14 protein-coding genes, 1 tRNA gene and 1 pseudogene are annotated in these 15,013 nt (G+C 49.7%); 5 read left to right on the top strand and 11 right to left on the bottom strand.

What is annotated here, in order from left to right:
• Window positions 1-191 precede the first annotated feature (191 nt).
• From AC1S52_RS02375 to AC1S52_RS02365, 3 genes are all read right to left on the bottom strand, one after another.
• Complete coding sequence (locus AC1S52_RS02375; protein WP_482027438.1) at window positions 192-710, bottom strand: hypothetical protein; 519 nt, start codon at window positions 708-710, stop codon at window positions 192-194.
• Window positions 711-774: 64 nt separating this feature from the next.
• Entirely contained in the window at window positions 775-2,226 is a 1,452-nt protein-coding gene (gene gltX / locus AC1S52_RS02370; RefSeq protein WP_482027437.1) for a glutamate--tRNA ligase, read from the bottom strand.
• Window positions 2,227-2,370: 144 nt separating this feature from the next.
• Window positions 2,371-2,444: transfer RNA gene (locus AC1S52_RS02365), tRNA-Asp, on the bottom strand.
• 513 nt (window positions 2,445-2,957) lie between these two features.
• Here AC1S52_RS02365 and AC1S52_RS02360 point away from each other — a divergent pair.
• Window positions 2,958-3,500: an N-acetyltransferase family protein gene (locus tag AC1S52_RS02360; protein ID WP_482027436.1), complete on the top strand. Its 543-nt coding sequence runs from the start codon at window positions 2,958-2,960 to the stop codon at window positions 3,498-3,500.
• 3 nt (window positions 3,501-3,503) lie between these two features.
• Here the strand turns inward: AC1S52_RS02360 and AC1S52_RS02355 are convergent, their stop codons facing one another.
• The gene (locus tag AC1S52_RS02355; protein WP_482027435.1) at window positions 3,504-4,226 is read right to left on the bottom strand and encodes an endonuclease III domain-containing protein; all 723 of its coding nucleotides are present in this window, start codon (window positions 4,224-4,226) and stop codon (window positions 3,504-3,506) included.
• 116 nt (window positions 4,227-4,342) lie between these two features.
• Complete coding sequence (locus AC1S52_RS02350) at window positions 4,343-5,035, bottom strand: cysteine hydrolase family protein (RefSeq protein WP_482027434.1); 693 nt, start codon at window positions 5,033-5,035, stop codon at window positions 4,343-4,345.
• Window positions 5,036-5,130: 95 nt separating this feature from the next.
• Between AC1S52_RS02350 and AC1S52_RS02345 the strand changes: the two are divergent.
• Together AC1S52_RS02345 and AC1S52_RS02340 are read left to right on the top strand one after the other, a co-directional pair.
• Window positions 5,131-5,238: pseudogene (locus AC1S52_RS02345) on the top strand (four helix bundle protein); the annotation flags it as partial.
• Window positions 5,219-5,407 (top strand): four helix bundle protein, encoded by a 189-nt coding sequence (locus tag AC1S52_RS02340; RefSeq protein ID WP_482027433.1) that lies wholly within the window; start codon window positions 5,219-5,221, stop codon window positions 5,405-5,407. The pseudogene AC1S52_RS02345 and the gene AC1S52_RS02340, both read left to right, overlap by 20 nt.
• Here the strand turns inward: AC1S52_RS02340 and AC1S52_RS02335 are convergent.
• The 5 genes from AC1S52_RS02335 to AC1S52_RS02315 form a co-directional block, all read right to left on the bottom strand.
• Window positions 5,379-5,513, bottom strand: a complete 135-nt coding sequence (locus AC1S52_RS02335) for a hypothetical protein (RefSeq protein ID WP_482027471.1) — start codon at window positions 5,511-5,513, stop codon at window positions 5,379-5,381. The two genes, AC1S52_RS02340 and AC1S52_RS02335, sit on opposite strands and share 29 nt — an antisense overlap.
• Window positions 5,514-5,533: 20 nt before the next feature.
• Window positions 5,534-7,096 carry an ABC transporter ATP-binding protein gene (locus tag AC1S52_RS02330; RefSeq protein ID WP_482027432.1) on the bottom strand — a complete coding sequence of 521 codons (1,563 nt, stop codon included), beginning with the start codon at window positions 7,094-7,096 and terminating at the stop codon, window positions 5,534-5,536.
• Window positions 7,097-7,299: 203 nt separating this feature from the next.
• Window positions 7,300-8,256, bottom strand: a complete 957-nt coding sequence (locus tag AC1S52_RS02325) for an ABC transporter permease (RefSeq protein ID WP_482027431.1) — start codon at window positions 8,254-8,256, stop codon at window positions 7,300-7,302.
• A gap of 124 nt (window positions 8,257-8,380) precedes the next feature.
• Window positions 8,381-9,526, bottom strand: coding sequence for an ABC transporter permease (locus tag AC1S52_RS02320; RefSeq protein WP_482027430.1), 1,146 nt, complete (start codon window positions 9,524-9,526; stop codon window positions 8,381-8,383).
• A 5-nt stretch (window positions 9,527-9,531) separates the two neighbouring features.
• Entirely contained in the window at window positions 9,532-10,725 is a 1,194-nt protein-coding gene (locus tag AC1S52_RS02315) for a BMP family ABC transporter substrate-binding protein (protein ID WP_482027429.1), read from the bottom strand.
• 735 nt (window positions 10,726-11,460) lie between these two features.
• Here AC1S52_RS02315 and AC1S52_RS02310 point away from each other — a divergent pair.
• Window positions 11,461-12,417 (top strand): peptidoglycan recognition protein family protein, encoded by a 957-nt coding sequence (locus AC1S52_RS02310; RefSeq protein WP_482027428.1) that lies wholly within the window; start codon window positions 11,461-11,463, stop codon window positions 12,415-12,417.
• A gap of 80 nt (window positions 12,418-12,497) precedes the next feature.
• The gene (locus AC1S52_RS02305; protein ID WP_482027427.1) at window positions 12,498-13,139 is read left to right on the top strand and encodes a 4Fe-4S single cluster domain-containing protein; all 642 of its coding nucleotides are present in this window, start codon (window positions 12,498-12,500) and stop codon (window positions 13,137-13,139) included.
• 389 nt (window positions 13,140-13,528) lie between these two features.
• Here AC1S52_RS02305 and AC1S52_RS02300 read toward each other — a convergent pair whose 3' ends face one another.
• Complete coding sequence (locus tag AC1S52_RS02300; RefSeq protein WP_482027470.1) at window positions 13,529-14,905, bottom strand: restriction endonuclease subunit S; 1,377 nt, start codon at window positions 14,903-14,905, stop codon at window positions 13,529-13,531.
• Window positions 14,906-15,013: the final 108 nt, after the last annotated feature.

The following is a 15,013-nucleotide window of genomic DNA, read 5'->3' as shown; positions in this document are numbered from 1 at the left end:
CAGTAACTTTAAGTGAAAAACAATTGTTAATTAAATTTAACGTAATTATCAGGATCGAAGCAACTTAAGGGATGAGGGAAAAACCCTCCTCACCTTCTACACTTATCGGGTGGTGCTGAATAGCCGTATGAATTGGAACGAAGTTTCAATTCATACAACTTCTAATTCATACCCAAAATCAGCAACGCCCCTTATCGACCTTCACCAATGCGAAGAACGTAGCCAGGACGACGGGTTTTTTCGTGGGAGGAAACCCAGATGCGGTATGTGCCGGGTAGCCACTGACCAGCGACTCCAGGATTATGCCCCTGGTAATCATCGTTACACCAAACGCCGCCAGGTCCTTTAATCGCCAGGGCAGTATCTTCTGATGCCTGGACTTGCAGACTGAGCGAGTCGAAAAATGAAGTCAGCACCAGGGTGTGATTTGGGTTAGCAGAGGCAAAACCGGCACAGGGACCGGTGGGTGTTTCTGAGAGACTGACCACCTCCTTCATCGAAGTGGCTCCCCCCGCCTGCCCTCGAACCTCTAGGGGATTGGGAGAAAACCGGGGACCAATGGTAATGTTGTCCAGATTGGGAGGAGCTTGAGCCAGGGCAGGCAAAAGAAAGAACCCCCTGGAGAAGATTGGCTGACTGATCAGCACGTTTGCGATCGCCGCCAGCAGCCCAATTCCTAACGTTTGTTTCAGGTGATGTTTCTCAAGCATGATCCTAGACGTTAACGGTCCTAATTGAGGGGGACGATAGGAGAGGCAGAGAGTTCCTGACCGCTTAAGCCTGCGCCACCTCCAGTGCTGTTTGTAACCGGGTTTTGTCCCATCCCCGTTGGTTTAGAAGTAACCAGGACTGGATCAAATCGGGACCGCGTGTATCCCCAGTCAAAGCGACCCGCAGAATCGGCTTGAGTTGTCCTTCTTTACGCCCTAATTGGGCAGCGACTTGCTTCACCAGTTCTGGGGCACTGGTTTCTGAGAGCGGTTCAGCGGTAGCCAGGGCATCCGCAACCCCCTGGACGATCGCCGCCGAACCATCCTGACGCAGCTTTTTAGTTGCTTCCTCTGTAAAGCCTACGGTCTCAATAAACAAATAGCGGGTCATGGCAACCGCTTCATCTAATCGAGCGAGGCTGGGACCAACTAACGCAGTCACCTGCTCCAACCAGGGGCGATTTTCTGTCCAATCAAATTCGTACCCTGCCAACTGCCAGTGGGGAATCAGCAGATCCGTCAGGTGATCGGCAGGCATGGCATGGAGGTACTGACTATTAATCCAGTTGAGCTTGTCCCAGTCGAACTTTGCCCCTGCCTTGTTCACCCGTTCAAAGCCAAATACTTTGGCGGCATCTTCCAGGTTAAAAATTTCATTCATGCCTTCCGGGGGTGACCAGCCAAGCAGGGTCATGTAGTTGGCGATCGCCTCTGCCGTGTAACCCATTTGCTGAAACTCTGAAATCGACGTGACCCCATCCCGTTTGGACAGCTTTGCCCCTTTCTCATTCAAAATCAGCGGGGTGTGACCAAACTCAGGCGTTTTGGCTTTCAATGCCTGGTACAACAAAATCTGCTTTGGCGTATTACCGATGTGGTCTTCCCCTCGAATGATGTGGCTGATGCTCATATCAATGTCATCCACGACGACGACAAAATTGTAGAGGGGCTGACCTACCTCGTTCCCTGAGGCAGCACGGGCAATCACCATGTCGCCCCCCAGATCCCGCCCTTTCCAGGTGACTTTACCCCGTACCAGGTCATTCCAACTAATTTCCTGGTCATCGTTGATGATGAACCGGATTACCGAAGTCCGCCCTTCTGCTTCAAACGCAGTGCGTTGTTCTGGGGTCAGGTGACGATGGCGGTTATCGTAGCGGGGTGCTTCCCCCCTGGCTTTTTGGGACTCCCGCATAGCATCCAGTTCTTCTGGAGTGTCGTAGGCACGGTAAGCCAAGCCCTGTTCCAGTAATGCCTGAACTTTCTGCTGGTACAAATCCATTCGCTTGGACTGGAAGAAAGGACCTTCATCCCAGGTCAAGCCCAACCAGGTTAAGCCATCCAGAATGTTTTGGGTAAATTCGGGACGCGATCGCTCCAGGTCAGTGTCCTCAATCCGTAAAATGAACTGCCCACCATTGTGACGAGCAAACAGCCAGTTGAATACAGCAGTTCTGGCTGTACCAATGTGCAGGTTTCCAGTAGGACTGGGAGCAATCCGAACGCGAACAGGCATAAGGGAAAAAATGCAAATTTACCCTAAAATTCTAACGGTTGATGGCAAATGTCAGTTCAGAACACGCTTTCCATTCTGCCTGTGGATGGGCAAAGGGCTAAACAGTTACTTCTACAGAAATGATTTTTACAGAACGGTTTTCTACGGGACTGACGGGGCTCGAACCCGCAACTTCCGCCGTGACAGGGCGGTGCTCTAACCAATTGAACTACAGTCCCTCATAAGAGGCGATCTTCATTCTCGCGATCGCTGGTACTTTTGTCAAATATTTTTTGGAATGTCGCTGAACTGAGCAGGTGAAATCAACTGTTTGGTGCAACCCTAAGGATTATGGATTAAATAAGGTGTAACGGTAGGGGCGGGTTTTGGCAGGAGTTCAGCCTTTGGACCTCAAGCTTTGAGCTAAACCCGCCCGTACAAAAGATTTTGGTTTAATTCAATCCTCATTCCCAAGATCCGCGGTGTCTCATTGAGGTTATTCTGATTGACCGAACAATTTTCCCAGACACCGCGGATCTGACTAAGTTATATAGCGGCAACCGTCAGAGTCAGGACAAATTAGCAAGCACAAAACCTTATCCTGTCGTCCTTGCTCCCCTGGAACCTAACACCTGACACCTGCTATACATCGTGTAGATCTCATTCCCGTATCCTGTGCCACCGAATTTTGTGTCAGGGATTACGAGAATTGTAAGTTGCGATTATCTTTCGACTATGATTTCCAGAAACGAATGCTAACAACTCTTTGTGATACGGTTCAGCCAGGTGAAGGACTGGGTGGCATGAACGTCCGAAATGCAGTAGAGGCAGATTTGCCTGCCATTGTAGGCATCTACAACGCAACGATTCCCGCTCAAGTGGTGACGGCAGATCTGGAGCCAGTGACGGTGGAGAGTCGTCTAGGCTGGTTTCTTGCCCATACACCGGAAAAGAGACCCCTGTGGGTATTGGAGGTGGAAGGAGAAGTCGTTGCCTGGTTAGGATTTCAGTCGTTTTATGGTCGTCCTGCCTATGAAACGACCGCTGAACTGAGCATTTATGTGTCGCCAGATTACCGCCAGAAGGGAGCTGGTAAAATGCTGTTGCAGCGGGCGATCGCCCATAGTCCCACCTACGGCATCAAGACTTTGTTGGGGTTCATTTTTGCTGAAAATTGTCCCAGTTTACGCCTGTTTGAACAGTTTGGCTTTCATCGGTGGGGCTACTTACCCAAGGTGGCAGAGTTTGGCATGGTTGAACGGGATCTGGTGATTATGGGGTTAAGGCTGAACTGATGGTCAATTCATCCGGGCTTGACCAAATGGGCAAAGGTCGAGGATGGGGCAGCGATCGCAGGCAGGTTCCCGGTAAAAACAACACCGCTGACCATGCAGCATCAGAACCTCATGGTTATCGTAAATTTGTTGAGCATCCCAATCCTGGGGAAGCTGTGCCTCCAGGAATCTGTGGGCAGGACCGACTGCCACATTGGGAGCAATCAAGCCTAATCGCACAGCAACTCGATGGTGGTGGCTATCTACCGGCAGAGCACGACGACGCAGGTTACTGAAACAGAGCACCGCTGCACTGGTTTTAGGACCCACACCGGGAAAGGTTTCCAGCCATGCCCTGGCTTCTGAAACAGAGAGATCTACCAGAAAATTCAGGTTCAACTCGCCCCGTTGCTGGGTAATTAATTGCAAAATTTGCTTTAGCCGGGGGGCTTTAACTTCGGGATAGGTACAGGGGGCGATCGCCTGTTGCACCTCCTCTACAGGGGCGTCTCGTACCATCTCCCAGGTCGGAAAACGTGTTCGCAATTGCTTGTATGCTTTGCCGGAAGCCTGATTCCGGGTGCGGTGGGAGAGGAGGGAGGAAACCAGTTCACTCAACGGATCTAAGCTATGGAAATAGGGAATCGGGCAACCATATTCAGCACAGAGGCGATCGTGGACCAGAACGGCTCGCTGAAGCAGTTTGGTTGGGGTAGATAGGTCAAGGGAAGGGTTCGTCGAATTCACAGTGTCAGGTATCAGGGGTCAGGGGTCAGGCTGAAGTGAGAAGAGCATAGTTTTTTATTGTCAAAAAAAAGGATGGGTTGATCACCCATCCAGCGAGAGAGTAGTCGCCTTGATATTTAAACCAATGCTTTGGAGGGTTTCCAGGCTTCCAATCCCTTAAGTACTTCATCGGCTGTGCTGGTCCACCCCACAATGCCACCCTGGGCACGAACCATTTCCAGGGTGGACTGCTTGAAATCAGGGAAGTAACTTTCGGTGCAGTCTTCGACCATGAGGCATTCATAGCCGCGATCGTTTGCCTCTCGCATGGTTGTCTGGACGCAGACCTCGGTGGTCACTCCAGTAATGAACAGATGAGTAATATTTTGTTCCTTTAGAATTAACTCTAGATTGGTGGCATAAAACGCCCCCTTGCCCGGTTTATAAATCACAAATTCTCCGGGGATAGGAGCCAGTTCAGGAATAATGCCATTTCCAGGTTCACCCTTAATCAAAATCCGGCCCATCGGTCCTGGATCACCAATTTTAAGCGTTCCTTTGCCCCGCTTAACTTTCGATGGCGGACAATCAGACATATCTGGCTGATGGCATTCGATCGTATGAATAATTGGCAACTCCATTGCCCTAAACCCTTCAATCAATCGCTTCAGGGTTGGCACAATTGCCTGCAACCGAGCCACATCATTTTTTAAGGCATCACCAAATCCACCTGGCTCCAAAAAGTCTCGTTGCATGTCAATCACAATCAAAGCAACATTGCTCGATTGCGGCAGTTCGTATTCATAGGGCAGAGCAGAGATAGTAGGCATAGGGAAGGATGAGGGATGAGGGATGAAAAAGAGTGAATAGGAAGAATGAGAATTAGGACGAAAGGTGAAAGAATGAGGATTTAAAGCAAAGGACAAAAAAGTTTGCGATCCGAATTGTCAGGTTGTATACAGCTTTGCCAGAAACTACCGAAGCTCAGGTGATTGGGAAGCAGTTTTTAAGAAGTGGCACATCTATTAGGTGATCATTACAAAGAAGCTAGTCGTAGCGGATCTAAAGCTGAATTCATTAGCAAAATAGAGCTTGGGCTTCAGGAACTTGAGGAGACGAATTACTGGCTAGAACTTCTAGTAGAACTAAACATAATCCAGCAACCTAAGTTAATTAGTCTTTACAGGAAGCCAACGAGCTAACTGCTATTTTCACCGCCTGTGCCAAAAAGGCAAAGGCAAAACCAAAACCAAGCTCAAGAATAAAGGATAAAAGCTGAAGGATGAAGGCTGAATCGTTAAATTTCATCCTTCATCCTTCATCCTTCCCTAGTGCCCCGCCATGCTTTGACCGATTTGGGCAAAATCAGCTTCTTCGATGGGGCTTTCGTAGGCAAATTTTCCGCCGCTGATCACCAGGATGCGATCGGATAGTTTGAGTAATTCGTCCAGATCTTCACTGACGAGTAAAACCGCAACCCCACGATTGCGAGCTTCCAAAATTTGGCTATGGATGTAATCAACCATCGCAAAATCAAGACCAAAGCAGGGGTTAGCTGCAATCAGGAGCTTGATATGGTCTGCGTGAAGTTCACGTGCCAGCACGGTTCGCTGAACATTGCCGCCAGAGAGATTGCCAACGGGTGTTTCAGGCGACGGAGTTTTAATTTTAAAGCTAGCAATCAAACCGACTGCCATCTCACGAATCGCTTTGAAGATCACAAGGAAACCTTTTGCCTGGGGGGGGCGATCGAAAGTACGAAGTGCCAGATTTTCTGCCACACTCATATGGGCAACACAGGCGTTACGGAGAGGCTCTTCTGGTAACACAAAGAGCCGGTGCTTATACATCTCAGCACGAGTCATAGTATAGGTTTCGCCATTGACCCGAACCTCACCTGCGGTCGCTGGACGCTGACCCGCCAAAACCTCGACTAACTCTCGCTGACCATTGCCAGAAATGCCTGCAATACCGACGATTTCACCACTGTGGACGTTTAAATTGACTCCACCCACCGCTTCTAAGCCGTTGTCTTTATTGGCGTGAATGCCCTTAATCTCAAGTACAGGAATCGGATCAGGGTGGGTGACTTTTTCAACTGGCTGGGGTTCCCGTTTTTCGCCCATCATCATCTCAGCCATTTCTGAGATCGTCATGTCTTTTACCTGACCGGAACCGGCAAACTTGCCTTTGCGTAGCACTGTAATCTCATCGGCAAATGCCATGATTTCTCGGAATTTGTGGCTGATCATCAGCACACTGATTTTGCCTTCTGTCACCTGCTGCCGGATTAAGCCCAGCACTTCGTCCGCTTCAGCAGGGGTCAAAACTGAGGTGGGTTCGTCCAGAATCAGGATTTTGCTTCTGAGATAAAGCTGTTTGAGGATTTCTAACTTTTGCTTTTGACCGGCAGCCAGTTGGGCGATCGTGGCATCCAGGGGAACCTTAAATGGTGCCGCTTCCATGAATGCCGCGAGTTCCTCGTACTCTTGCTTCCAATTCACCAGATTGGGGCTGTCGTAGCGAGACAACACCAAATTTTCGGCAACGGTCATTGAAGGAACGGAGGTGAAGTGCTGATACACCATGCCAATGCCGTAGCGTTGAGCATTGCGGGGACTGTCAATTTGACAAACCTGCCCATCAATTAGGACCTGCCCAGAGGTAGGCTTGTAGAATCCCATGATGCATTTGACCAGGGTGCTTTTTCCTGCCCCATTTTCACCCAACAGGGCATGAAAGGTTGCTGGCTGCAGCTTCATGGAGACCGTGTCTAAAGCAATCAACGAGCCAAAGTGCTTGCTTATGTTGACCACTTCCAGATCAGGAGGTGCGATAGCACTATGCATATCGTTCATTTCTTGAGTGACGGGATGTGCAACTTCTGCCATTCTGCCTCCTGAGTAGGAATTCTAGATTAAAGATTTCAAACCAGTACAAAGATATAAAAAAGGGAGTCATCGGTCATGGTCATTGGCTCTTGAGTCGAGGCAAGGGATAGGGAGTAGGGGAATCAGTAGTCAAAAGTGGTGGGTTATTAGAAGCGGCCAGTGGACTAAAACTCTCAACTCTCAACTCTTAACTCCCCTTCCTACTACCCACTAATCGTTCCTAATGCCCCAGGTGCGCCAGAGAGGGTTTTCTTGGGTGAGCAGGTAATGATCATAATTAGCAAGGTCAAAACGTAAGGGGCAGCGTTGAACAAATAGCGTCCCTGCTCAATTCCCACGGCTTGCAGCGCCGGACCGATCGCCTGCGCCCCCCCAAAAAAGAGGGATGCCCATAGACACTGGATTGGGTTCCAACGGGCAAAAATCACCAATGCGACTGCCATTAAACCCTGTCCGCTAGAAATACTTTCCGACCAGATACCAGGGTAGTAGAGCGAGAGGCAAGCACCGCCAATGCCTGCCAGGAAACTACCTGCAATGATGCAAAGCATCCGTACCCTTTTGATCGAAACTCCCATCGCCAGAGCGGCATCCGGGCTGTCACCCACCGCACGAACAAATAAACCCCAGCGGGTGGACTTAAAGAACCACGCCATCAAAGGGGCAATCAGAATTCCCAAAACGAATAAAGGGCTGATCTTGAGAGCGGACTCAACCGCCGGAATTGAACTCCATCCACCAAGGTCGATTGTGGGCAGGGCAGGAGCCTGGGGTTGAATGAAAGGTTTGCCAAAAAAGAAGGCAACCCCGCTACCAAAGATAATCATAGCAATGCCAACCGCAATGTCATTCACCTTTGGCTGTTGAGACAACCAGGCATGGATAAAGCCCAAAACCATACCTGCACATCCCGCGACCAGCACCCCCAACCAGGGAGATACGGTTGCAGGTAACCCCCACTGGCTAACACCCAGGTAGGAAACCGCATAGGCACTCATCGCCCCAGTCAATAAAGTCCCCTCCAATCCCAGGTTGATTTTGCCGCTCTTCTCGGTTAAACACTCCCCTAAACTGACAAACAGGAAAGGGGCACTTCCCCGCAGGGTTCCAGCAAAGATTCCTAAAGGAACCCCCCACCATCCCAATGCTTCTGCTGCCATTGTGTTGTTTTCCTCCTGAATAGATTAGGTATGAGGTGCTAGGGGGGCAGGTGTGAGATGCCAGGTGTTAGGGGATTAGAGGGTTAATCTAACAGCTAACAACGAATGCACGCCCCCATAGCCGCTAAATGGGTACTGCTGTTGATGTTGATGGTGGAGCAGCCACTGTGGGTGGTCTGTCTTTAAAGATCTGGAAGCGCCCGTAAAGGGACTCACTGTAAAGAACCACGAGGAAAACTAATCCCTGGAACAATAACACGGTGGCATCTGGCATTCCAAAAGTGCGTTGCAATGCCCCACCACTGGCAACAATGCCGCCTAGCAAAATCGAGACGAGAATAGCAGCCAGCGGGTTATAGCGGGAAACGAAGGCAACTAGAATGCCGGCGTAGCCGTAGCCCGCGACGATGGAGGCGTTTGCCTGTCCCTGGACGGCGGCGACTTCAACCATACCTGCCAAACCAGCGCAGGCACCTGCCAGGAAACAGATAGTTACTGTCAGTTGACCAACTGGCAGACCGGCGATGCGGGCTGCCTTGACGTTGCCTCCGGCGGTGCGGGCGGCAAACCCAAAAGTAGTGTGCTGGATCAGGAAATAGGCGATCGCACAGGCAATCAACCCAAAAATCAACCCATAGTGAATGCGGCTGGAGGGAATGCTGCCCAGCTTGTAAATATCAGGTAGGGGAAAGGTTGAGGGTTTATTCAGGGAAGCTGGGTCCTTCATGGGACCTTCGACCAGGTGATTCAGCAGGGCGATCGCAATGTAGTTCATCAGCAAACTACTAATAGTTTCATTCACTGCCCGATAGTGCCGCAGTGCGCCCGCAATCCCGATCCAGATGCCACCAGCAACCATTCCTCCCAGTGCCATGCCAATAATGACCACCGCCGGAGGAAACCCCAACAGATTTTGCACCTGCTCAGGAGAGGGCAAAATAGCGCCGTAGGAGAGTAACAGTCCCGCCGTGATTGCCCCCAGAGCACCCATGACTAGTGCCCCTTCGTTGCCAATAATCATCAAACCCAGACGGGCAGGCAGGGCAGTACAAAGGGCTGTCAACATCAGGGGAGCTGCCCGTAGCAGGGAACCCTGGAAGGTTCGCCAGTTGCTAAAGGCTGACTTATAAATTGCTGCGTAAATCTCAAATGGATTTTTACCGTAGAAGGCGCAGAAGATCCCAAACAAAACCATTGCAAATAGAATTGCGCCAATCGGGATGACGATCGACTCCGCCATCGAGCGCCAGTTAGAACGACTTAGTACCATAACGTTTAACTTGCCTTACCAATCACGCCTTCAGCCAGCCAGTCAATTTGGGTCAGTTGGGAATCTGTGATCTTATAGGTCGTGCCTGCCGGAATCTTGACCGAGCCGGAATTGTCTTCAATTGCCCCGGTATAGACCATCATTGAGCCATCCACAATTTTGGTTTTTGCCTCCTCTACATCCTTCTTCGCATCAGCGGATACAGCGGGACCAAAGGGTGCCAGCTCAATGAAGTCCTCCTTCAAGCTACCGATAACCTGATGGGGAATGCCGCCATTCATCAACGTTTTGCCGCCCCGAATCATTTCAACGTAGCTCTTGAAAATAGTGCCCCACTTGTAGGCGGTTCCTGTCAGGTAACCCTTCGGTGCCAAATCATTTTGGGCGGCATGGAACCCACTGGAGTAAATTCCGCGTTTCTCGGCAGTTTCAATCACAACCTTGGGACTGTCAACGTGCATAGCGACCACGTCTACTCCCTGGTCTGCTAAAGAGTTGGTGGCTTCCGCCTCTTTCACAGGCATTGACCAGTCTCCTGTGAAAATAACCTGCATTTTAATATCAGGGTTGACACTGCGGGCACCCAAAATAAATGGGTTGATATTGCGTAAAACCGGATTAATCGGTTTGGCGGCGACAAATCCTAACTTACCCGACTTAGAAGCCATAGCCGCAACGCGCCCAGCGAGATACTGCCCCTCGTCCACCAGCGCAAAATAGCTGCCAATGTTATCCGGCAATCCCTCTTTCCAGAGGGTTCCAGCATGGAAAAACTGCACTTCTGGAAAATCTTTTGCCACTTCCAGAATGTGGGGGTCAAAATAGCCAAAGGAGGTGGGAAACACAACCGTTGCCCCATCCTGCTCAATCATGTTACGCATGACTTCCTGCACCTCCTTGGTTTCAGGAACGCTTGCCTGCTCAATAATTTTGACTCCAGGAAGTTGAGAAGCTGCGGTGGCACCCATTGCCTGCGCCTGATTCCAGCCATAGTCATCCTTTGCGCCGACGTAGATAAAACCCATGACCAGAGGTTTATCGGAAACTGGGCTGGCTTCCCCACCTGTACCCGCCTGCGTTTCTGAGGGGGTAGACGAGCAACCAGTCCAGAGTTTGGAGGTTGCCCCAAAGGCAGCGGTTGCCAAAAGACCCCGAACCACCTGACGTCGGGGAATATATATAGGTCTTCTTGTACTCACGGTCAATTCTCCTTAGAAGCTTATGGGGGAAAAGCCACACGGCACCAGTAATATTCACCCAACTTGGAATTTTGCGAAGATGTTTGTCAGCCTATGGGAAAACACGCCAACCGAATGTGCTAAATGTGACGATTTAACAGTTCGACAAACTTTGTGAATGAGGGGATGGTTGCAGAGGGAAACCAATTAGGGATTCAAATTGGGGTTTTTGCAGCGATTTTAAGATGAGTCAACCACAACTGGGTGAGATGGGAAAGGGAGAGAGGGATGGATGAGTGGATGGGTATGGGGCCTATGCAAGGGGAAACGGCTATATAAGACTTGTGAGGGATAAGGTTCACGGGGCGATCGCTGCAAACCATGAGCAGAACCACCAAAACCATTGCCGCAGTAACCAAAGGAAGAATATCTAGTGGCTATAATCCCCTGACTCAAGGGTTGGATGGGGGTCTGTTTACTTAACTTAACTAGCAGAGATCCTCTTAACTAGCAGAGATCCTTAACTAATGCATCATCCACTCTTGCTGCTATCAAAGCCCAAATATCCCTGATGTTAGAGGTAGGACTGTCGCTCCAAAAGATACCTTAAAGGCGATAGGCGCAATGGATGGGTAAAATAGCGACCATTTTGTAACGAAATTTTGAGTTTGAGTTTTCAGTTTGGGGTAGGATTACATCGAAGAATTTTTCTTCAGACGGGTGTGGCGTGACGGATGGACAGTGTTGGGCAGCAATATGAAACGAAAGTTTTTCGCAGTTGTGGCGCTGGTGGCGCTCTGTGTCATCACCTTGACGGTGACGATGAATTCGGGTCTTGCCCAGCTTCTTAACGAAGCTGGATTTGAGTCTCCAGGAAGTGCTGTACTGAAACCCCAGGTAGAAATTCAACCATCGGAGTCTGTGGTTTCCAGAATGTGTGCCATTCAACCGGAAAAGAAGAAAAAACCTCAAATCAGGTCCACGGCTGAGGCATTAGGAATTGCCCCCAATGCAATTACATTGAGTCGCTTCCGGCAAGAAAAGAGCAAAACGGAGACTGAGACAAAGGCACCTTTAGCTAATTTGTTGAATCATCTAACTACTTATACGCCTAAAGAGGAGATTGCCTTAATTGACCCGACCAACTATGGCGATCGCTATTTGAGGGATTTTAACGGCAATCCCGCCCTGTTTGAACCAATGATTGTGGTCCATGAAACGGTTGGTTCTGCCAACAGTGCGATCAACTTTTTCCGCACCCCCCACCCCAGGGATCAAGACCAGGCAAGCTATCACACGCTAATCCGCCTGAATGGCACGATTGTGTACCTGGTTCCGCCGGATAAACGGGCATTTGGGGCGGGCAACTCCTCCTTTAATGGGCAAACCGTAAAAACTAACCCTGCTCTCGCAGGATCGATCAACAACTTTGCCTACCACGTTTCCCTGGAAACCCCTCGCGATGGTAACAATAATCGCAGTAGCCACAGTGGTTACACCCAGGCGCAATATCAGTCCTTAGCATGGCTGGTTGCCAAAACTGGCGTTATGGATGACCGCATTACAACCCATAAAGCCGTGGATCGTTCATCCTCCCGCATGGATCCGCGTAGTTTCCAGGTTTCCCGGTTTATGTCTCTGTTGCAAGCATATCCACGTACCGCTGAGATTACCATTGGTTGTATCGAACCGCCGGAAACTCCTCAAACCTGATCCTCACAGGATTCTCAAATTTGGGTGGTATTTCTTAAAGGCAAGGCGATCGCTGTCGTCATGCTGTAAGGAGTCTCCCTATGTCTCACGTCAACCCCTACCTCTCCCTGCTAGAAATTCCTCCCGGATACCTCAATATCATGGGCTATGTGGATGAATCTGAGGTCAACGGTCCCGGCTGTCGGGCGGTGATTTGGGTTCAAGGCTGCCTGAGAGAATGCGGGGGGTGTTTTAACGAGGCATCCTGGTCGTTTGAGATCAACGAACTGGTGGATGTCGATAGTCTGGTTGAACGAATCCTAGACAATCCCCGGAACGAAGGAGTCACTTTTTCTGGGGGCGAACCGTTCTGGCAAGCGCCTGCCCTGGCAGCCCTGGCACGGAAGCTAAAAGCAGCAGGCTTAAGCGTCATGTCTTTCACAGGCTTCACCCTGGAGCAACTTGAGGAGAGCTACGCTCCAGCAGGTGCCAGGGATTTGCTAGAGCAACTGGATATTTTGATTGATGGTCCTTACATCGAAAGGCTGGCAATCCACTCTCCCGAATCGCCTGTTTCATCCAGTAATCAGCGTATTCATATTTTCAACCCGGCATTCCAAGATCAAATCACCTGGGCAAGCGACCAGGTTGAAATCCACATTCTTAGAGATGGTAGCCGGATTATTACAGGCTATCGGGGACAAATGCTGCCCAGCGATTCAGGGCAATATCAAGCATCTTGACCGCACCAAGTAAAGCTGTCGCCAGTTAGCCTGGGATCCTGAGAGGAAAGGGTTGTTTTAGTTGCTGTACAACAGGTGTACAGTGACGAATTAAATGTTGTCGTGACAAGTTCTTGTCCTTGACTTGTAATTGTTGTGTAACAGGCACTTCAGCGATTGTTCTCCTTTTTTTGGAAGGCGCTGTTGTGTAGCACTGATTGTTGTAATGAAGCAGCCCAATCCAAAGCCAGACAATTCCACATTCAACAAGCTGAAAGAACTCCTCCACTCAAAGTACCCCATTGCCAACCGAGACATCGATAAAGCTACTGCCGTCAAAGTTCAGGCTGAAGTCTTTGAAGTGTTTGTACTGGCTGATGTAAACCAATTTCAGGCACATGGTTTTTCCGTTACACCTGAGCCATCACCGCATTGAGCAGGGTGGTTTGTTTGCTGGTGGCAGCATCGATTTGCTGGTCTAGATGATCACAAAGAGCCATGAACTGGTCAATTTTGGCAACGATGCGATGTTGCTCGGTAAGGGGAGGAAAAGGAATTAAAGTTACCGATAGCTTTGAACCATTAAAGTTAGCTTGACCGCACTGCTGAACGATCTCTGGTTCGATTTGTGTTCTACGAAAATATGACGCGTTCATCGCTATATTTAAGTAGGTAGGTACTAAATACTTCTCAGTGAATCTGACCCTAATTAAATACGACGCAAAAGTGGCATCATCATCTTTTTCAAGATAAATAGCCGTTTTCCCAACCAACTCATAACTATTTGTCCGGTTGAACAGTATGTCATTCTTCTTTAGGTAAAGCCTTGGTAAATCGTCAATTTCACGATCAACATATTTGAAGCCAGTATTTATAAGTTGTCCATTAACTATATTTCCCATTCGGTAAACAGGAACTTTTGAAGAGTCATCATTCGATTTGATTGACGTGCCATAGTCTATTGATTTAGCTAGGCTTCCCAATCGTACCCATACCCACCCCTTAGGCAACTCATAAGGGATTTCTTCCGGTTTAATTCCCGGCAATGGCTTAGTCTGTTTGATTTTCCCTTCTTTCACCAGTTGTTGTTTCTCAAGCTCGATCGCCCTCAACAACTCACTAGCAGGCTCATCATTTGGATCTTGCGGCACCAGCTTACCCATAACAGCCAGTTGCAGAATCGCCTTACGCAGTTCAGCCACATTCTCTTTGACCGAGTAGAGTTCGCCAAAGTGTTGCGTGATAAAGCGCCAAGCCTCAGCAAATTCCACGTCATTCCCGCGCAGGCGGGAATCCAGCGGACTAGACCCCGCAAATTCCGCGTCATTCCCGCGCAGGCGGGAATCCAGAGGACTAGACTCTGCAAATTCCGCGTCATTCTCACGCAGGCGAGAATCCAGGGGACTAGACCCCGCAAATTTCGCGTCATTCTCACGCAGGCGGGAATCCAGGGGACTAGACCCCGCAAATTTCGCGTCATTCCCGCGCAGGCGAGAATCCAGGGAACTAGACTCCCGCCTGCGCGGGAGTGACGAAGCAGACGAGGACGGGAGTGACGAAGCAGAGGACGAGGGCGACGAAAGCAAACGGTTGAGGGCAGCGGTGTGGATGGTGATTCGTTTTTGGTTGCGTTCTGCCCGCAACTTTTCCAGTTCATCACAACGAGCCATGAGGCGATCGATTTTGGCGACAATGCGACGTTGTTCAGCAAGGGGAGGAAGGGGGAAAAACAGTTTTGGGATGTCAACTAAATTTAGTTTATTAGTATGGCTACCACCAGCTTTAATTTCATCGTATTGCTTTATTGTCCCAGCACGCTAGTCAAAACTACCCACTTTAGTGGGAGGCTTTAGCTGCTACACATTTTCCAGGGCTTCAGGCAGATTTGCAAAGAT

The organism is Kovacikia sp. CALU 1929 (assembly GCF_056784235.1).
The sequence above is the reverse complement of the archived record's forward strand: the minus strand, read 5'-3'. Positions and strand labels throughout refer to the sequence as shown.

Coding starts and splice junctions, on each gene's coding strand:
- AC1S52_RS02375 (WP_482027438.1), bottom strand. CDS start 710: ATGCTTGAGAAACATCACCTGAAACAAACGTTAGGAATTGGGCTGCTG.
- gltX (WP_482027437.1), bottom strand. CDS start 2,226: ATGCCTGTTCGCGTTCGGATTGCTCCCAGTCCTACTGGAAACCTGCAC.
- AC1S52_RS02360 (WP_482027436.1), top strand. CDS start 2,958: ATGCTAACAACTCTTTGTGATACGGTTCAGCCAGGTGAAGGACTGGGT.
- AC1S52_RS02350 (WP_482027434.1), bottom strand. CDS start 5,035: ATGCCTACTATCTCTGCTCTGCCCTATGAATACGAACTGCCGCAATCG.
- AC1S52_RS02335 (WP_482027471.1), bottom strand. CDS start 5,513: ATGAAATTTAACGATTCAGCCTTCATCCTTCAGCTTTTATCCTTTATT.
- AC1S52_RS02330 (WP_482027432.1), bottom strand. CDS start 7,096: ATGGCAGAAGTTGCACATCCCGTCACTCAAGAAATGAACGATATGCAT.
- AC1S52_RS02325 (WP_482027431.1), bottom strand. CDS start 8,256: ATGGCAGCAGAAGCATTGGGATGGTGGGGGGTTCCTTTAGGAATCTTT.
- AC1S52_RS02320 (WP_482027430.1), bottom strand. CDS start 9,526: ATGGTACTAAGTCGTTCTAACTGGCGCTCGATGGCGGAGTCGATCGTC.
- AC1S52_RS02310 (WP_482027428.1), top strand. CDS start 11,461: ATGAAACGAAAGTTTTTCGCAGTTGTGGCGCTGGTGGCGCTCTGTGTC.
- AC1S52_RS02305 (WP_482027427.1), top strand. CDS start 12,498: ATGTCTCACGTCAACCCCTACCTCTCCCTGCTAGAAATTCCTCCCGGA.